We start from the raw sequence: 19798 nt of genomic DNA, 5'->3' as shown, positions 1-19798 counted from the left end.
TAAAAAGAATGCTACTCTTTTCTATATGAGTTGTAGGCCTATATTCTAGGGACTTATGGAATATGTTCGAGCGAATGGGTTCAATATTGCCTATTTAGACCCACTCCCATTCATAATTAGTGCCTTCTGGGAAAATATTTAAAGGCAAGGTTGAACCGAGCGCTAACTAGAAATACAGAATGAAGCTCCTGGGTTACTCAAGTTTTTTAATTACCCCCGGCCATTATTACTGATTACCTAATTTACCCCTTACCCTTCTTCTCTTTTAGCGACTTCATTGTGAATAATATCTAATTCTATTCATTCCTGTTTTGAATTAGATATTATTCACAATGAATAGACATTTTCCATAGTTAACATACTAACTTTTAGTAACTTAACTTAAATACACATATTATTATTCACCGAATAGCAGTGAATAGAGGTGAATAATTATTCAAGTTTATTCATTTTATTCACTGAATAATCCGTTAAGTATTGCAAGAAGCCTATTTAGGAAACCTGAATTGAAATCGGTTTAGCGATCCCAGGGTTTAGCCAAAAAACTGACCGGGTTCGATAAGCCATCAGTTTAAATTGGACGAGTTCACGTATGCCTTTTCCAATATAGCTACTATCCGTCATGAACCTCGAAGCCATCTTAACTGGGGATAATTCCACCGAACCGTCGGCTTCCAAATGAGCTAGCGCGTAGAACAGGACACGTAACGAGATAGGTCGTAAGGTGACCATCATCAAATTGAGCTTATAGTCTTCAGGCTGAAAAAATGTGCCCTGCACCAGATCATCGTGCCGAGGATAGGGATTAACTTTTTGATAACTCATCGATCAGAAATTTAAATGAAGGAAATCGTTTACGAATAGGTAAAAGGAGATAATACTAAAAGCTGGTTGCCAAAGATCTAAGCAGATTCAGACACGAGCGATGTGTGGGACTACCGGTTAAAGACTCCCCGGGGTCCGGCTCGTTTTTAAACCAGCCCCCGTCCAACCAGGATCTATCCTGCAAAGGGGACCCAGTGATTTATTTGCCAATTAAAAGTTTGGGCTTTAAAAGTTCTGCTCACAACAAGCTCAATCTTACCGGAAGTCAGGACCTAGTTGTGGTTACTGGAGTGAAGCTAGTCGTCATTATCCAGACCCAACGCCATAGGGTTGATAAACTGATTAGTTATCTTTTGGCCAACATCTTGCACGGAGAGAAGCCGGTTTAATGCGGCATTCTTATACAGCGAACCGATAGGTGTATACAACGTTATTTCTTGAGTATCCTTATTGTATGCCCCAGCGCCAATTCGGGTCGACGAATTGAACATGCCATCCAGCAATCCTGCTTTCTTGGCATCATTAGTATCCCCTAGCTTGACGGTGATTCTCAGAAAACCCGTAGGTCCGTTCGGATGAACTGGTTTACCTGACGCGTCGAATTCACGAGGATTGGTATAGATTTTTGGATCGATATGAACGATCTGATGATTCGTTCCGGAAAGGTCAATTGCATTAAAGCCATTCTTATCCACGATCCCCTCCAATACGTTACCTCCTCGCCAGCCAGTTGGGTTTGATTTCGATGCCGGTACTTTTTCGGCACCTATCAATTGACCCAAAGACTCAGCCGCTTGTTTGTCAAATACATCTAGTGCCTTAAAGCTAACCTTCCCGGTTTGTCGGCCACCAAAACGGGAAAGATCATAGCCTGAGTGTCGTAAGACTTTATAGGGAGCAAGCTCGGCATCCTGCATGTACTCGACACCAGGTTGATCCGTCGATTGTGGGATCATGTGCCGCAGATACGCCCCAGGATCAGACCCATCCGCTCCCGAATTTTGCAGGCTTGCCAGCTTGGTTTGTTTGATCTGATTGCTTAACTGTAATCCCTGAACCCGCAGGTTATCGAGCGCCCCTTTCCGGTTGTGGTCGGCAACCTTCATCTGATGATCCTGCTGCTTTAGTTTGAAGTCAACAAGCTCATCGAGTGGTTTAGTCTTGTAATAGATCTGCGCACCCCGATATTTTCGATGGTATTTATCCTCTGCCACTTCACGAGGATTCGTGGCTAACAGATATTCCTGGATAGCCTTATCATCGACTGCTGTTTGCTCGTAGGGAAGTTTGTTAGGAGCGTACTGTTCGCTGAAATGCTTGAGTAAATTATCATCGTCTTTATAGCTCCCTTGAAAATCAAATTTGGGTAGCTTTCCGGCATAGTAGTCAGCTATCCGTTTATCCGCTGATATATACTGCTTGGTACCATTGACATCCCGAACCTCACCAATCAGGTTTTCGCCCTTCCGCATGGCTTCCTTAGCCAGCGTGATCTGCTCCAGATTATGGAGTCCTGTTTGATACTCATTACTTTGCTCCAGCGCTCCCAGCGTGTGATCCATCCAGGCTGCTCCCTCAACTGCCATGAATTTTTTTAAACTTCCCTGATATGAGTTCTCCAGCCGTTCAGCGATGGATTTCTCTTGTCCTAGTAGCCATTTGGACACCCGCACTTTATCCGGCCGCTCTAGCGGTAAAGTGCGAATCTTTTGTTGAAAATTGGCGATCTGAGCCGCGGCTTGCTGTTCCTGCAATAACTCCTGCTCGGACTGTTGGGTAAGATAAGTTTGCTGCTGTAACTGGTTGTCTTTGGCAGCCATCACTTGCCCCCAGTTCGTAGTGGGAGCCATTAGCCCGGCGATCAGGGCATCTGAACCAATTGGACGAGTCATATATGAACGATATTATATGTTCATATAAAGATAGTAAATGTTTTTAAATTTGAACGATAATCTATATACGTATATTAGTCTTTTAGGAATTATGCCAGTTGCTAACAGGCTTATAAGTCCAGAACTGGCTATAAGAGTGTAATCTGATCGAGAGTCCTATCCGTCAGAAATATTGGTTGCTATTCTATTCGGTGATGCTTTCGCTTGGGATAACTGGACCGATCCGGCAGAACCGCATTCTTGACTTGAAACTTTTCAATAAAGGCCATCAAGTCGTTAGCTGAATAGAGTACTTTCCCATGAATACGGGTAGGTTTCAATTCCTGTACTTCTTCATAGCGTATGACCTGCTTGGTCGAGCAGTGTAGCATAGTAGCAACCTCGTTTCTATCATAATGAATCAGTCCTGCTTTTATGGCAAAATTTTCCCGTTTGACTTCCTCAGTTAGATCAAGGGCACGCAGGGCGACTTTTTTCCATTCATCGCGATCAGTTAAAATGGCGTCTAACTGATCTTTGGTTAAAACGGTAAATTCCATAATTAATAGTCATGAGTTAGGTAAGCTTCTAGATATCTGTAAGTTATAAATTTTGTTGGAATATTGGGGTAAAAGATAGCTACTTTCACTACTACGGTAGATTAGCGCTGGTTGATGAAAAGGTTATTCACTGTTATCACTGTGTATAGGTTTATGCATGTACCTTTCTATCAGTAATGGATAAGGCATTTAATTCATCTACAGCTTATCTATATGCTGTGTGACCAATTACCTTTACAGCAAACATTTACCATATGGAAAGATCAAAAGAAATTGGACGAAAAATTAAGTCTTTACGCGAGGCTAAAGGGTTGACCCAAGAGGAATTTGCTAAGCTCATGCACAAAGGCAACTCTACTATCTCGCATTATGAATTAGGCCGAAATAACTTTACAGTTGCCACACTCGATGAAATTGCTGAAGCATTAGGATGCGAATTACAAATTAATTTTTTGGTAAAAAGTTAATTTTATCATTTCATTTGACATATATAGAGAGTTTTATTAACTTTAATAAGTAATAAATAGAAAAACCCCAACGCTCGGTCCTTGGAAAACATAGCGTAGGGGTAGGTGTCAACATTTAAATCTTCATTCAAATGAACACGGAGCAAAATTACTCCCAACGGGATCCCCATGCAAACACGACTGAGCAAACGGTCAACTCAGATCAAAACGCAACAAGTGCTGGTAGCGAGTCAGAGTCTATTAATGCAGATTGGTTCGTAGAAACTGATTCAATGTATCGAACCGTATCCGCTCAGGCCAGCACTGCCATCGTCCAAGAAGTAGCGGGACTATTCGAAAAATTCAGTTCAAAGCACATTACGGCTACGCTCCAGGAAGTGATTGTTGCCTATCAAGAAAACCGTGAATTAGAGTCGGATGAGTTCAGCGTCTTGGTAGCATTACTACAGATTATCCCTCAACTTGAGTTGCCTCTTCTGCTCGGTCGAAAGCAAAACTGATTATCTTATTAGGAAGTGGTTCTGATTTCGTAAAACGTGAGTTTACATTCGCAGGGGTTTCTGGCCATCGAATGTAAACTCACGTTTTCTTGATTCATTAGGTGGCTGTCTAATCTGTTTTGATAAATAGGGGTCTAAATTTTGTTCGTAAAAAACGTTAGCAAACCTGATGACTACGATAGCGATAGTAAAAGGGAAAGTGGCTCGTAAGGGTGAAAAATGCCGACTCGATCCGGGCCCGCATTTTTCACCCTCTACCCACTAGGTATCAAAAGCAAGGTAGACGCGGGTTTATACTAACACAAAAAAACGCCTGCTCCATTGAGGGTGGCGTTAACCCTTCTATTCACACCATAAACATATCTTCCAGTACGCCTATAATTCAACCAAAAGTACGGATTAAACTAAACAGAGTTTTAGTTAGTATTACTCTAACTCAGTAAAATCAGGTAGCTTCCTGAATTAAGGCATTAACTCTTGCTTATAAATTATTTATTGTCAGATACCCATGAACGTATCTTGTTATAAGTACGTTGCCTCACTGACAATCAGTTCTCAATGAGTCCCTTACCCGCCCCCTCTCTTCTAGCTGTCGGTCAAGCTACTCCTTAACCACAGCTCCAATGATCCAAGTAGATCTGGAATCCAATACCCGGGTGCGCCAGCAATTTGCGACTAACTACCTGGCTCTTTCCAACAGGATAATAGCTTTACGGGCCCGAAATGAGCAAATTTCAGCTCGCCTGATATTGTTGATGGAGAAGGGCAAAGCGTTTCGCAAGCGGTGGACCCTGGATTGATGGGTAGGCTGCTTCTAGCTTATGACTAACCCTTTAAACTCTGAATGAAGTTTACACTTAAGCCTGTTGAAATTCCCTTTATGGTTGGGGATAACGTCTGGGTGTATCAACCCTTCGGAGCTACCCATGAATTTCCTTTTTTTCAGGGAATCATTATGCAGATTATCTTAGATGGTAGTTTGGCCAATACATTGGTGATTCGCCAGCGTAGCGAAACCCATGAACTGGTGATATCCACTGCCGTGTACGGTTTAAAGCCCATTGGCGATCATTCGGGTCCACCCCGGGTCAATGTAAACGTGCAGCTCTTGCCCCCACGTAAAAATTTATTTGAAACCGAAGAAGAGCTAATGGATTTCCAAAATCAGCTTTCTTAAGTATGAGAAATACAAATACAGGCAAACTGGGTGGATCGTATTTAGGCGCTTCCAAAAATTGTTTACCCTCCAATCGGTTTAGAACTTAACGAAGATAAATTCCGTTGATTTTCAGGGCAGCATTAGCTAGTTTTATTACTTAGCGAAAACCCCAACCTGTAGAAAGGGGCATTTCACTTAAAATGGCCTGCCTTTACTGGGCCTTGATCAATTTGATGGTTTGGAACTGCCCCTCACTACGCACCTGTAACAATAGCAGTCCCTGACTTGTACCTAGCGGAACACTTAGCCGATCTACCAAATTCGCCTGCGGTAGGGTTTGCTGATGCCATCGACGACCCTGTACATCCATTACCTCGACCACTACGCGTTGTCCACTCACGCCACTAATCTCGACCTCGGCTGAAGAACCCAACACAGGATTACCCATCACCCGAACCTGGAGCCTTGAGAGTGACTCCTCGGTGGCCCCTATCCGAGCTGAAGCTCCTGCGGGAGCGCTACCATAGATTAGCACGCCCTTCAAGTACACGCAGATGCGAGGATTCAAAACCGCAGCGCCATAGTTAGACACGTAGGAGTAATCATTGGTTTGGTTCAATAAGCCATAGTCCGAACGCACGAGCCGGAAGTCAATCGCCCCCAGACTACTCATCGGGGCGATGCTTAGCGCGCTGGGTGCCATTTTAAGTTCCACATAACTATCTGCCCCCGCTACCGGACTAATTTGGACAACCCGGGGCTGCACGTTGCTCCCCCCCATGGCTGCGTAATCAACATAGACTTTGGCTAATTGACTGTTGTCAGAGGTGAACCAGTAACGCACGCTCAAGTCCTGAAAGGCGACGGATGTGCTGCCATCGTTGCGCAGTTCGAGTCGGGTAGTAATTTGAGAAGTAATCGGTGAGTCTTTGGTTGCCGAGTAAGCCCGCACGATGAGCTGCGGGTCTGATATAGGGGGCGTCACCACAGCAGTAGGTACCCGACGGAAAGAAGCGTCAGGTATTACCTGTTTATTAATATTGGGTCCGCTATAGTTCACCGACAGTACCTGGCTGCTGCTACTCTGAAAATAAACGACGGTTAGCGCATGCACGCCTGCCTTCAACCCGATTGTGCCCGAACGCTCCTGCTCGGTGTGCCCACCATCGTTATTGACTACCTCCGTCGTACCAATCAGGAGCTTACTGCCATCATCCGAATTCGTGTAAAAGGTATAAGTTCCATCAGTAGGTACGCTGATGTAACCCGTGAAGCGTAGACCATAATTCTGATCCCGGCTACGAACCGACAGCCCAGGCGTAGTCGTAGTTCCCGATTTTACTGGCGTAAGCGTCGTAAAATCGGGTAAGCTGGTCCAGGAGTTTTCATAGTAGTCGTAGCTTAGCCCTGTAACAACATTGGCTGGATTTTCCGGCGTACGAAGCGTTACGACCGGGGGAGTATACTTCAAGAGAAGCAACGATGAGAAAGCAGGTATTGTTATCTGGCCTGTGTAAGCGGTGTTTCGTGCATTACGATAGGTACCATCCAACGTTACCTGACTCGCACTGGCCGTTGGGTTACTCAAAAGTTTTATATAGTCATCGGGATTGCCAGCTGTGTAGGTAATAGGGCTATTTGAGGATAATGGGTCTTTCCCATATTTGCTTTTCCATTGAGCCAACGAGAGAGCAGTTCCGGCTGAAGAGTTATACACAGTCAGAATCTTAAGGTTATCATCAAAGGGACGAGCGTATACGTTATTATCAAACTGGCCATAACTCGCTAAGTCATTTTGGTTCGATTCATATTTTGCGCTGTACTGATCGGTTGATCGGCTCACAAAAATATTGTTCAGAATAACATTGGAACGTGGCTGACAGCCATTCGCGCTTTTAATGGATATTTGTGCTTCGCTATTGTTATAAGCGGTATTTCCAGTTACGGTAATGGAAGATGATCCGTGCAGATATATTCCAGACCCCTTGCAGTTGTAAACCGTATTATCCTTCACCTCAATATTGGCAGTACAATCGTCGAGGTAAATGCCATGCGCTCCAGCCGATGTACCACTAGGCGACCCTTCTGGAGCACCGATACCATTATAGATGGTGTTCGAAATCAGATGAATATTACTTAAAGCCTGTTGATTACCATTCCAGATGTATAAACCACCACCGTCACTTTTAGTCCGGCAAAAGTTGCTGATTTGATTGCGCTGAATCGTTGTATTGGTCGAAAAATTAAGGGCATGGTAGCCAATATTATCGAATACGTTGTTCTCAATCAATGTATTGGTCGTACTAGCCGATTGAAAACCAATATAAGCACCATCGCCACTTTTACCCCGACCTGGCAGAAGCCCAACATTTCGAATTGTATTTCCTCTAAACGTGACATTCTGGTAAGTTGAAATAACCACCCCATTGTTATTTGCATTATCAACCAGATTGTCCTCTAGTAGTACCTCCTGGCCACTTCCCTGAATAGAAACACCATCCTCACCCGATTGCGTAATATCGGTATTGGTAATAGTAATGTTTGAACTATTGGTTACCAACACACCCGAATTCAGCGTTTGGGTGATCTGTAGATTACGTATCATTACGTAAGAAACAGCTGCTAGATTTATAGCCTGTGCAAAAACAGTAGCTGCAATAGACTGATTGTTAGGGTTGTCCTGACTATTATACAGTTGAATTGTTTTAGTAGCCGAGTTATAATACCACTCTCCGTTTTGGTCAAGAGCACTTGGATGATTCTGAATAAAATAACCCCAGTTGTTCATTATATCGTAATTGCCAGAGCCTTCTACATTCAGCGTATTGCCACTCTGACTCGTTATTTTAGCCCGGTTCAATATCCATTGTGCTGGCCGGAATACCACTTCTCCACCTGTCCAGTTCGTTGATAGCGATTGTTGGCTGGTAAGCTGCGTTTTGCCCGAATGCGATTGCACGGTGAGGTATCCTTTGTTACTTGCATCCAGATTTGGGTAGCGGCCTAATGGCAGTGCTGTGTTGTCACGGTAAAGCCCTGTAACCTGAGTGCCACAGGTAGAGCAGTTAGCCTGCCAGATATTATTGCCAATGTTGTTCCAGTTTGTAACGGCTACTGCGCCGGAAAGAATGGGTTTGTTACCAGACCCATAAGCATCAATGACAATGGGACTATTGGATGCGCCCGACTGGCTGAGTTGCAAGGTGCCCCGAAACGTATCGCCACGGCGCAATAGAACCATATCCCCAGCTTGTAAGGGAAGACTAGTAATTCTTGCCAGATTCTGAAAGGGACTAGATGATGATCGCCCGTCATTCGAGTCGTTCCCATTGCTAGCTACATAATAAGTTACTTGCCCCCAGGTGGGGTATGCAACTAAACTGGCTAGACAGGAAAGAACACAATAATTTAGAAAAAATAGACGAATTTGGCAATTCATAAATTTACACATATTATTAAAAGAAAAATACAAGTATTTAACTATAAAGAATAGTTAATTTATTATGCCATCAAATTAGCCTTATTTGACTAGTAATACATATGTAAATGAGATCTTTAATTATTTTTTTAATAGCCCTATTAAGTAATTACAAAATTTATACAGCCCATTGCCTCATTTTTATAAGTACCTGACCTCTTTTCTGAGTTAATCAGTTACTTTCATAAGTATATAATTTAGTTGATCCTAACTCATTCAGATTGTTTTTATAAGCTTGACTCGTTATACCCAACAGCAAGTGAATAAGACAATGGAGATGGAATCATAAATGGTTGTATATGAAGACTCAACTGGTTGTTCAAGTAGGTAAACTAAATGGTCCATTCCGAGGCTTTAGAACGCAACACACTCGCTTTACATTTTTAAATGGAGTAAGCTGGTTGCAAAATGAGCCTAAGTACTTTTACCATTACTCCAATAAGCCCCGCGCAAGGGTCGTATATGATGGAGGAATATATATACTCGAAGTAGATGGAATCACCGAAACGGTGCAAGTCATTCAAGTATCATAATGCTGCTGGAAACCAGTTCACTACTTAATTTAAGGCTACCATAGTATGGTCATCTAAGTTAGAACTGGTCATGTCTAATCAGGAGTATAGGTTTGAAGACGAAAAGAACCCTGATAAACCTGAACTATACGATCAGGAACTGGGTCCTTCTCCAGAATTCCCAGTTCGGCTCAAAGTGACTGCTTATGCAGTCATGGTAACAATGTCCTCTTTGCTATTGATTTTAAAGCTGTCAGGTCTGATTGACTGGTCCTGGTGGTGGATAAGTTTGCCACTTTGGTTAATGCCGGCCGGATTCGCATTAATTGCTATAGGGATCATTTTGCTTATGGGCTGGCATGAAATCAGAAGGACATTACATATTCACTAAAAGAGGGTATGGAACATATATCATTACGTTTCTGACTACTTTTCACAATTGAATCCGGCCATCTACTTGGCCCTGATCGTCTTCGCCATTTATGAATCCGTTACCTGGCGTTGAGTCAGGATCAGCTACGTTTGATGTCTTGATTTGAGCCCGATTGATCCAAGTACTTGGCAATATAGCCCGCACCTGAAACGATGTACTTAGGGTGGAGCCAGTTGCAATAGGCGCAAGAGACGCTCTCAGATAACGACCATCTACTGTCCAGTTCGTTGTATCGACTAATTCAAAACCATCGGGCAGTTGGTTCTCGAGTTGAACCCCATCGGCAGTACGCCCCCCTCCATTCGTAACAGATAAAGTGAAAGTCAGAATGTTTCCCACCTGAGGTGTGCGGCTACTGACTTGTATATGTAAACTTAGGTCAGCCTGATCAGGATCAGGAACGGGCTGGTTGGTCGCCACAGCTGGTAGCAATCGTTGATTAGGATTAGGCGACTCAAATACATTCGTAGCATAGTTTCCTACGCGCAAGTCAACTAGTGAGGTATCATCTTCCCCATCAGCCGTACCTGAGTTGGGACTACTGTCTGTATCAGGTGAGTTGGCTGTAGTTATTTGGGCCGATACACGGAATATACCAATAGATGTTGGTTTAACTAAAAAAGTAAAAACAGTATCGCTTTTCGGAGCTAGCTGAGACAAAGTCCCAGTCAATACGTTATCGCTGTATAATTGTCCACTACTATCGACGAATTCGAGGTTTGCTGGTAAGCGGCATATCCAGCTAACCAATCCAGATTGAGTATTACTCTTATTACTAATACGAAGCCTAAATGTAACTGTCTGATTCACCTGTAGAAATCGCTTATCGCTTTCCAGAAACAAACTCAGATCGGTGGGCGGCAGTGAGGGAATATCCTTAAATAAAATAATCGAGTTAAATGGAGTGAGGATAACCGACCCAGTATATACCTGATTCTTCACATCTCGATAAATTCCTTCGAGAGTAATAATACTATCTTTCAGTGTTGGGTTATAAAACAGTTTAAGGAAATCGTCGGGATTATTTCGAATGGGCACATCTTCTTGCAGGCGAACATTATCCAACCAAAAGGTTGTTCCTTCGCCATCAATCTGCACTAAAACAATAGCATTGGCATCATCATCAGACGAAGTAAAGGGTAACTCAAAGCTTTTACGTGTTACGCTAATTGGTATAGGGTAGCGCCTGTCATATTCTTTGTAAGGTGAGCCGTATTGCCGGAGATAAACCAATATGGTATCATCTGTTGTTGAAATGGCATCAAACCGCAGCACATACGTTTTCCCTTTTGTAATAGAAATGGACTTAGCAGCTTGGATGTATGAATTGCTTTGCCCGGATGGAGTTGTAAATCCTACGCGCAGACTACCTCCATCCAGTTTGTTTGTGTTGTCCTGGATGACCTCACCATTTCCATAACGACTATAGATCAGTTCCCATCCTTCTCTATTAGAGTCAAACGAGCTACTAATGCGGTTTTTGCCGCCAGAACCTTCGTTCTTATATCGCGTATAAGTAATAGGGCTACTTTTTGAGTGAAGGTCAAGCCCACGGGAAAAACTTTTCCAGCCGTTCAACGATAAATATTTTCCGTTAGTGGAATTATTAACACCAAGTATTGTAGTTGAGTCCTCATTGAACGGCCGGGCGTAATAATTTGAATCGATTTGACCATAGAGAAGCAAATCGTCAGCATTCGATTCATATTCAGCGACTAATTGAGAAGACGATTTACTAACGCAGATATTTCGCTTTATTACATCGTTTCGAACCGCACATACGCCACCATTATGATACACGACCAACTGACAGGTATTATTATCGAAAAGAGTATTGTCCGTAAATGTGATGTTACTGTTTCCATGGAGAAAAACTCCCCACTGAGTATTGCCAAATACAGTGTTATTTCTTATTTCTACATTCTCGACACAATCATCAAGGAATATACCAATTGCATAATCTACCCAAGGTACACCACCAGCGGGGTTGGTATACAAGATATTTGACACCAGGTGGATGTTTGTCATTGAAGCCTTGTTGCCATTCCAGCAATAGATTCCTCCTCCATCAATTTTGGAATAGCAATAATTTGAAATTACATTCTGGCGAATAGTCGTATTATTCCAGAATGTAATACCATTGTAGCCAATGCTGTCAATAACATTATTTTCAATTAATACGGCCTGATTAGCATTCGAGGCTATACCGTTATACTGCCCATCGCCACTTTTACCACGTCCAGGAACAGTACCAATACTATGAAGCGAGTTGCCCTTGAACGTAACAGTCTGGTAGGCATCAATGCTAATTCCATTGTTATTAACAGTAGCCATCCTATTGTTTTCTATAACTATGTTTTTGCCCGAACCATTGATCGTAATGCCATCTTCGCCTGCATTTGTAATATCAAGATTTATTAGCGAAAGGTTCGATACATTTTGAGCCGTTATGTTTGTATTAAGCGTCTCGGTACAATGTAAGTTAAGTAATTTTATGTTGGATACATTGGCCATCTCTATGCCCCGACTATTGACCGTAACTGTCAACACTTGACTAGGTAATATGCCTTGATTATCATAAAGTAGTAATTTTTTACTCACTGAGTCATAACACCATTCCCCATTTCTATCCAGTGTGGCCGGGTGGTTTTGAAAAAAATACTCGGAATTATCTCTCGGTGTATAATTTGAGTAGTTAAACAGATTTAAGGCATCTCCATATTGATGATCTACGACGGCCCGGTCAATAATCCAGGCAGTTGGTCGCATAACAACTTCGGCTCCCTGCCAATCAACAGTTGTCGGCAAATGATCCTGGCTAAAAATTTGATATTTTTCTGTATGTGCTCTGATAGTAAGGTTTCCTTTGTTGGGTGCATCGGTATTTGGATAACGGCCCAAGGGTAAAGCAACGCCATTCCGGTATACACCAGTAACTGCACTACCGCAAGTAGGGCAGGATGCCTGCCAAATATTATTGCCCACATTTGTCCAGTTTGTTACTGGTACTGAACCTGATAGGATAGGTTTCGGGCCACTACCATAAGCGTCAAAGACTAGGGGGACACTGGCCGAACCTGATTGTCTAATCAGCAACGTTCCCCGGAAGGTATCCCCTCGGCGAAACAATACGGAATCACCGGCTTTTAACACCAGGCTATTGACCCGACTAAGATTCTGAAATGGGCTGGCGGCTGAACGGCCATCATTAGTATCACTTCCGTTGCTGGCGACATAATAACTAGTTTGAGCTTGACTATTTAAAAACATTACGGCAAATGCAACCAGCATTGCATAACGAATTAAGGGTTTCGTTGACCCATGACCATTGGCAGGCATAATTATTGAGCTCGTAAAGGAAGTGTAACGATTTCCAGCCAATAGCGTCGGAAGGCGTAAAAGCAGTTTAGCCATTCATGATGGCTTATGGGCTTAATAATGTATGAAGCAGCATTTAAGCCATACACCATTGAAATAACTTCTTCGTCCTGCGATGCGCTTAGCATAATTACAGGCGGTTTTCGATAAAATTGATGTTTTTTGATAAACTCCAGCAGGGCAACTCCATCTTCAATCCGGGGTAGATATAAATCAGACAAAATAAGCCTGGGTAACTTAGCGATATCAGTAACCGTTTCCAGATACGTAATGGCCTGTGCTGAGTTATTTATCCATATGGGCTCCACTTCTGGAAAACATTGATTCAAAACAGAACGAATAATAAGCCATTGATCAGCATTATCTTCGACGATCAAAATAGGAATTTGACGACCTTTTCGACGCCGGGGAGGGGGGAGCTTAGCCATTTATTTATATACGTTGAGAAATACAAGTCCCGATTTCAGAAATGCTTGCTGGCTAGCTTTTTCGAGTGCTTTAATCGTATTGAGAGATTTAATATACTGTACGGCCTGTAGTGTGCTTTTAGGCCTGGTAAAGGTGTAACCGCAAAACTGGCTACAATCGGGGCGGTAATTATGGGTTTCATATGGTTGAGTAATTGTTTAATCAGCTTAGTTTGGATTAGGATAATTAAGCGCCCGTTCCAGTTCACTTTCCTGAGTTGACGGAACCTCTGTTTGTGGGTTAGCTCGCCCAGCGGCTGGCTTGCTCATGTCTTTATCCGTAGTAGACGGTAACTTTTTTACCTGGCGGGAATCGACCACTGCTTGTAGCTCGGGTGCCAAAGCAGAAATAGGTTCATTCGTCATCGTACGTTTTGACGATGAACGAGAAGATTTGGTCGTTTTTTTTGGTCGATTTTTCTGCGTTCGCGCGGATTTATCTAGCTTATTGGCGGATATGGCTGTAAGTAGCAATGGATCATCTGTCTTGGTATTACCCTGATCAGCAATCCTATCCTGACAAAGGGCAGGAAAGTATTGACATCGGTTGCTATACCCCGCAAAAGCCAAGCTCCCTACAATCAGCACCAACAATAACCCCACCCACAGTCTTTTTAACGCGGGTTTCTTTGCCAACATTAGCACACCAGATAGTTGCCCCGTTGTATGCGCTGTTAATGGAATAGATTTCGTGTCAGAACCAGTATGGAGCAAGAGCTGGCCGCTGTGCATCCCTGGTTTATTCGATACATAGCGTAAATGGACAAACGTACCATTAGTCGATGGCTTGACTGTTAAAACTGGGCCAAAATTGGGACGACTATTACTGGCTAATTGGAAAAATTCAGGCGCATCGGTAGTGAGCGTTACAGAGGCATCAGCCTGTTGAGGGGTAATGGTAAAAACCAGAAAGCTAGGTTTACCAAGTGCTGTTGGGGAAAAAGTTAGCTTGGACTGACTAACTGTTAGTGCTGGTACTAATGAACGCTTTACTGAGACGGATGTAGCTGCTATAGTCAAGACAACCGATTCTGCCTGTGTGTTTTGAATAACAATCTTCCCAGCGGTAGGTAGTTTATTACTGCATAGTACGGTTACACTACCGGTAGCTAGCCAACGACCGTCTGCCTGCTGTTTATGTTCGAAGGTATGCTCTCGTCGAGACACATTCGTCAACGAAGTTATTAATAGATAACCAGCTGATGCACTCACGATTAACCGCCCAGGAGACAATACCGATTCAAGTACAGATTCAACTGAGAATGTATAAGCCCCATCCCGAAAATCATTGGCACTAATCGATGTTTGAATGGGCTGGCAAATAGGCATTGTAATGGAATTAGGTAAAGAAAGAAAATGCTGAATTCGTGATCAATCATTAACTGTTTTCCAGGTTAATGGATCGTATCTATATAACTACCGGGCATTAATAGCTTGACTGTTAAGCCCTTTCCGGTATGTATTATAATTAAAGCTACCTGGGGTAGCTCTTACAAGCTACGTCCAACTAAAACCAAAGGCGACCTGATTTCGTACATAGAGTGCTTAATCAACAAACTCTATATGGAAAGTATTCAATTAATAGGTCACCCAGCACCCGTTCTCATCAGTTCCATTGTATGGCTGGAAGGAGAAGCGAATTATACGCGCGTGCATTATCAGAATGGTGGTTTTTCAATCGTTACTCAACCATTACAATGGTTTGAGCAACACCTTGATTTTGTGCGAATCCATCGCTCTGCCATCATTAACCCAATCTATGTCCAGGAGTTTGTTCAGAAGCGAGGTCGGTCAGGCTGGGTTCGATTGCAGGACAATCGGGTTATAGCTGTATCGCGGAATCGACTTGAATATGCTGCTTCCCGGCTTTTTCAGGCCAATACTTTTTAACTCATTCATCTTATATCCTGGCTGCAGAAGACCTGTAAACCCCTGATTTCCTAGTATTGACTTCATGACAAAGATACCTTATCCGGTAGGAGTATGTTTCAGTTAATTTCCTATTGGGTAATAAGTAGAAAGTTAATACTACATGCAAGATTAATTCAATTAATCTATTTTCTTTTCGCAACTTTGTTATACTTTATGTTTACAAATATTGTATATAATAAACAATAAGGCTACATGAGTTAAAATATAAAATATGCTGGTCGCTACCGCGAACATAATTCTTTCAAACTACCGGCTCATATTTATTGTAGAATCAGTAGAAAAAGCAAGCTCTGAGGGACAATCTTAATGGCCCCAATGCCAGGAGGGCATACCATTTATAGGATGATTCCACGGCCACTAGTTGGCCTAGTCACTCAACCAATAGTTCTTCTAGTAACTCAACTTATTACTTAACTTCTCAACGTATGAATGCACCAGTGCTATTGTTTGCCTACAAACGTCCTGTCGAACTTCAGGCAACGCTTCGGGCCTTACAAGCCAATCATTTAGCTTCACAAAGTGATTTATATATTTTTGTAGATGCACCTAAACGTCCGGATGATGTACCTAAAGTGGCGCAGGTTCGCCAGATTCTGGACGAGGTTTCCGGATTTCGGTCGATTCACCGTGATTATGCGACCACAAACATTGGCTGCGCGGATTCAATTATCCGAGGCATATCGCAGGTACTTACTGATCATCCCGCAGCGATTGTTGTTGAAGATGATTTAATTACAGCGCCGAATTTTCTCGACTTTATGAATCAGTGTCTGAATCAATATGCTGATAATCAACGGATTTATTCGATTGCCGGATATACAATGCCATTTCATATACCAGCTAACTACAAATCAGATGCGTACTGTATTCCACGTCATAGTCCCTGGGGATGGGCTACCTGGTCTAATCGCTGGCAATCCATAGATTGGCAAATGACCGACTATCCAGAATTTACGCAGGATAAATGGCAACAAAAAGAATTTATGCGGGGTGGCTCTGATCTATTGGGTATGTTACGCGATCAAATGGAAGGACGGGCAGATGCCTGGGATATCCGATTCTGTTTCAATCGCTTTAAAGCAGATGGCCTGACGATTTACCCTACTGTATCGAAAGTAGAAAACATTGGTTTTGGTAAAGATGCTACCCACACAGATATTTATAATCGCTACAAAACCGCATTAGATAATGGCCTCCAGCGGGTTTTTGACCTGCCTACGATGCATGGCCCTACACCGTATTACCATCGGCAAACATTAGAACATTATAGTGTTCCTACTCGGATATATAACCGATTAAAAACGTTAGCTGGTATGCGCTAACGGCTCCTGGCCCTCTACCTTCCTTTAAGCCGCCAAATTTTTTGAGCGGGCTAACCAGATCATGTAGTTATTTCTTATCGTTATGAAGCAATCAATTTGGCTTCGGTTGAGTGCATTTGCCCTTGCACTGACTGTATTACTCTGTTGTAAACCCTCAGATCCAGCACCCGATGATATAGTACAACGGCAGGATACGCTGACTATAACCCAAGTGCGATCCCTTAATGTTACCCTGATTCCCAATAGCATCTGGATTAGTGACACAGGTAGTGAGGGAGTTTTCAAACTGGATCCGGCTGACCTCAGCAGCGATGACAATACCGGGGTTACGCTGGTAACTAGTAAGGGACATCGCTATAAACGAGTGTACACAGGTTCCGCTAGTTTGACCTGGTTTGGTGTAAAGACATCAGACACGGATATTGGCCCAACGCTTCAAATTGCTGTAAACAATACGGACGATCTATATATTCCGGATGGGAGTTATACCCAATTAACGCCTGTTCATTTAAAAAGCAATCTGGCACTTCGGGCAAACCCAGGCAAAGCGCTCATTACATTATCCAAGTCCTACGTATCGCTTATCAGCCAGAATGATCCAGCCACTCCGCTCAATCACGTCCTGATCGACGGTCTGTCATGGAACGTAATATCCAAGGAAACCGGCACCTTTGGAACCATCTACATCGATGGCCCCTCCGTATCGGATCTGACTGTTCAGAATTGTACCAGTACAGATGTTGCAAAAGACAGCACGAACTGGTTTACATTGAAAATTCAGGCTGGCAAAACCGCCGATAACATTCGTGTGCGAAACAATACCATTCAGGCAAAACGGATGGCCTGTGAGATTTTCAACCATGATAATTACAATACATATGCCGGCACTACGATAATCGTTAGTGGAAATACCTTTCAGAACTGCCATTTTGGACTCTCATTATCAGGCCCTTTAGCTAAGCTCACTGTCGATAATAACTATATAAAAAACTGTAGCTTGTTTGGCATTGAAATTGCCGGAGCCGCTCAGGACGTTGTTATTACCAACAACCGATTTGAGGGTGTGTTTGACAAGTTTCTGGAAGGTTCCAACGATGGAGATGGCAATGGAACGATCGTGGGAGGCATGATTATTATGGGTAACTCAACCGTAGGTTTGTGTCAGGGAGGGGTACAACTTTACAATGGAGGAGCGGTTATGTTCAGCAAAAACAACTTCCGTATGTCTGGAATGCTGGAGCTAACACACTCAACGGCGGGCGGAACGTTCACGGATAATGTTATTGAAAGTTCGGCCAACAAGGCCATTATTTGCGACAATTCGCCTAATAACACATTTACCGGAAATACCATTTCCAATAAAGCCAGTACCACAAATCAGGCTACATTTTTGGCATATGGTAGTCTTGCCACGAATAATAAACTCATCAATAACAGATTAATTCAAGGCACGGGTGGTAAGCCTTACGATGCTGTTTTGGGGGGCAGTTGCCTGGCATCCATGAATTATGATGGAGCTGGCAATCCAATACCCTGATAAATAGCTGCCAATTCGTTTACGCATCCGCGTTAGTTTGGTAAAGTCCTGCTAATACAAAGTCGCCAATAACAAGCTATCGATGGGCGATTTTGTGATAGTAGGACTTTACCATTTTGAATTTGATTGGTCAAGGTTCGGTTGGGCAGCTTTATAATTCTACACTTTTCATCACTTTTTGCCGCCAAAACACAGTTAATTTCTGAATAGGTATTCCTATGAATCATGCTATTTTGTATGAATTTATTTTCATCTATTTGTTTATGAAATTGATTAAAAGTAAACTAGTAATTTATCAAATTAATAAATATAATACCATTAATGGCTCTAAGTTTCATATAAACGACCGTTAAATAAACTATCAAATTACATTTTTTAAAACTCACTGCCTAGATTTAGAGTAGATAAGCGTGAGTACTGAATAGAATTTATCCAGTATCAAGCGATTGTTCAGTGGCTCGTCTTTCCCTTCATCCATAAGCTAATCTGGGTGAATTCATCAACATCAACGAAGAATAGAGTGATCAGAAAAATAGTAAAAAAACTAGGTCTTGTCGGGATCAGCTTCGCCCTCATCACGTTAGGAATTGCTTCATTAGGGAGCTGTACATCCGCAAAAAAACTAGTTTATTTCCAGGGTACAACAACGCGTGAGGATACGGTTATGATACCAGAGCCATTTATTCCGATTATTAAAAAAGGAGATGTGCTGTCAGTACAGGTAAGTAGCCTCAACCCTGAAGCATCCGCCTATTTTAATCCATCGGCAGCGGCCGATGCCAGTCAGGGCAGTCCGGCGGCTAATACGCTTAGTCGAATGTCGGGCTACTTAGTCGATACCGACGGTATGATTAAACTACCACTGATTGGTCAGATATCTGTACTGAATCTGACCAATGCGAAGGCAGGTGAACTGATAGGAAGTAAGCTTAAATCCTATTTGAAAGAACCCACGGTAACGGTACGTAATCTGAATTTCAGAATTTCAGTATTGGGCGAAGTAAGCCGACCAGCACTCTACACAATTCCGAATGAGCAGGTAACCCTACCCGAGGCCCTGGGACTGGCAGGTGACCTAACAATTTACGGCCGTCGCGACAATGTTTTGATTGTTCGGGAAGAAGGTAACCAACGGATTTTCGCTCGCCTTGATTTAACCCGCCGTGATGCGTTTATGTCGCCCTATTATTCGCTCCATCCCAACGATGTTGTGTACGTAGAGCCGGGTAAAGTTCGGGCAACCACCGTAGCTAAAGCCTATTTACTGGCCCCCATTGCAACTGGCATTTTGTCGCTGATCGCCATTATTGCTACCCGCCGATAACCAGGAATACAACCACTTCTTAACGTTACTCAA

16 protein-coding genes are annotated in these 19798 nt (G+C 42.9%); 9 read left to right on the top strand and 7 right to left on the bottom strand.

Annotated elements, in window-relative coordinates:
- Window positions 1–492: 492 nt before the first annotated feature.
- The 3 genes from ACYVGO_RS15500 to ACYVGO_RS15490 form a co-directional block, all read right to left on the bottom strand.
- Window positions 493–825, bottom strand: coding sequence for a hypothetical protein (locus tag ACYVGO_RS15500; RefSeq protein ID WP_460970065.1), 333 nt, complete (start codon window positions 823–825; stop codon window positions 493–495).
- Window positions 826–1121: 296 nt separating this feature from the next.
- The gene (locus ACYVGO_RS15495; RefSeq protein WP_460970064.1) at window positions 1122–2717 is read right to left on the bottom strand and encodes a hypothetical protein; all 1596 of its coding nucleotides are present in this window, start codon (window positions 2715–2717) and stop codon (window positions 1122–1124) included.
- 179 nt (window positions 2718–2896) lie between these two features.
- A complete protein-coding gene (locus tag ACYVGO_RS15490) occupies window positions 2897–3256 on the bottom strand; it encodes a hypothetical protein (protein ID WP_460970063.1) in 360 nt (119 codons plus the stop codon).
- Between the two features lie 254 nt (window positions 3257–3510).
- Between ACYVGO_RS15490 and ACYVGO_RS15485 the strand changes: the two genes are divergently transcribed.
- The 4 genes from ACYVGO_RS15485 to ACYVGO_RS15470 all read left to right on the top strand — a co-directional run bounded on the left by ACYVGO_RS15485 (window position 3511) and on the right by ACYVGO_RS15470 (window position 5400).
- Complete coding sequence (locus ACYVGO_RS15485) at window positions 3511–3723, top strand: helix-turn-helix domain-containing protein (RefSeq protein ID WP_460970062.1); 213 nt, start codon at window positions 3511–3513, stop codon at window positions 3721–3723.
- A 131-nt stretch (window positions 3724–3854) separates the two neighbouring features.
- Entirely contained in the window at window positions 3855–4223 is a 369-nt protein-coding gene (locus ACYVGO_RS15480; protein WP_460970061.1) for a hypothetical protein, read from the top strand.
- 623 nt (window positions 4224–4846) lie between these two features.
- Window positions 4847–5023: a hypothetical protein gene (locus ACYVGO_RS15475; protein ID WP_460970060.1), complete on the top strand. Its 177-nt coding sequence runs from the start codon at window positions 4847–4849 to the stop codon at window positions 5021–5023.
- Window positions 5024–5067: 44 nt separating this feature from the next.
- Window positions 5068–5400, top strand: a complete 333-nt coding sequence (locus tag ACYVGO_RS15470) for a hypothetical protein (protein ID WP_460970059.1) — start codon at window positions 5068–5070, stop codon at window positions 5398–5400.
- A 193-nt stretch (window positions 5401–5593) separates the two neighbouring features.
- Here ACYVGO_RS15470 and ACYVGO_RS15465 read toward each other — a convergent pair whose 3' ends face one another.
- Entirely contained in the window at window positions 5594–8623 is a 3030-nt protein-coding gene (locus ACYVGO_RS15465; RefSeq protein WP_460970058.1) for a right-handed parallel beta-helix repeat-containing protein, read from the bottom strand.
- A gap of 840 nt (window positions 8624–9463) precedes the next feature.
- On the opposite strand from ACYVGO_RS15465, the gene ACYVGO_RS15460 reads away from it, so the two are divergent.
- Window positions 9464–9763: a hypothetical protein gene (locus ACYVGO_RS15460; protein WP_460970057.1), complete on the top strand. Its 300-nt coding sequence runs from the start codon at window positions 9464–9466 to the stop codon at window positions 9761–9763.
- A 42-nt stretch (window positions 9764–9805) separates the two neighbouring features.
- Here the strand turns inward: ACYVGO_RS15460 and ACYVGO_RS15455 are convergent, their stop codons facing one another.
- The 3 genes from ACYVGO_RS15455 to ACYVGO_RS15445 all read right to left on the bottom strand — a co-directional run bounded on the left by ACYVGO_RS15455 (window position 9806) and on the right by ACYVGO_RS15445 (window position 14979).
- Complete coding sequence (locus tag ACYVGO_RS15455) at window positions 9806–13219, bottom strand: right-handed parallel beta-helix repeat-containing protein (RefSeq protein ID WP_460970056.1); 3414 nt, start codon at window positions 13217–13219, stop codon at window positions 9806–9808.
- Window positions 13147–13611, bottom strand: coding sequence for a response regulator (locus ACYVGO_RS15450; RefSeq protein WP_460970055.1), 465 nt, complete (start codon window positions 13609–13611; stop codon window positions 13147–13149). The genes ACYVGO_RS15455 and ACYVGO_RS15450 overlap by 73 nt, the downstream gene beginning before the upstream one ends.
- A 207-nt stretch (window positions 13612–13818) precedes the next feature.
- Window positions 13819–14979, bottom strand: a complete 1161-nt coding sequence (locus ACYVGO_RS15445; protein WP_460970054.1) for a hypothetical protein — start codon at window positions 14977–14979, stop codon at window positions 13819–13821.
- A gap of 234 nt (window positions 14980–15213) precedes the next feature.
- On the opposite strand from ACYVGO_RS15445, the gene ACYVGO_RS15440 reads away from it, so the two are divergent.
- From ACYVGO_RS15440 to ACYVGO_RS15425, 4 genes are all read left to right on the top strand, one after another.
- Window positions 15214–15540: a LytR/AlgR family response regulator transcription factor gene (locus tag ACYVGO_RS15440; RefSeq protein ID WP_460970053.1), complete on the top strand. Its 327-nt coding sequence runs from the start codon at window positions 15214–15216 to the stop codon at window positions 15538–15540.
- A gap of 467 nt (window positions 15541–16007) precedes the next feature.
- On the top strand, window positions 16008–16904 hold the full coding sequence (locus ACYVGO_RS15435; protein WP_460970052.1) for a glycosyltransferase: 897 nt from the start codon (window positions 16008–16010) through the stop codon (window positions 16902–16904).
- Window positions 16905–16986: 82 nt separating this feature from the next.
- Window positions 16987–18441, top strand: coding sequence for a right-handed parallel beta-helix repeat-containing protein (locus ACYVGO_RS15430; protein WP_460970051.1), 1455 nt, complete (start codon window positions 16987–16989; stop codon window positions 18439–18441).
- 520 nt (window positions 18442–18961) lie between these two features.
- Window positions 18962–19765, top strand: coding sequence for a polysaccharide biosynthesis/export family protein (locus tag ACYVGO_RS15425; RefSeq protein ID WP_460970050.1), 804 nt, complete (start codon window positions 18962–18964; stop codon window positions 19763–19765).
- Window positions 19766–19798 lie beyond the last annotated feature (33 nt).

Source organism: Spirosoma migulaei (assembly GCF_054776855.1).
Note: the sequence above shows the minus strand (reverse complement) of the source record. Positions and strands in the feature narration are given on the sequence as shown.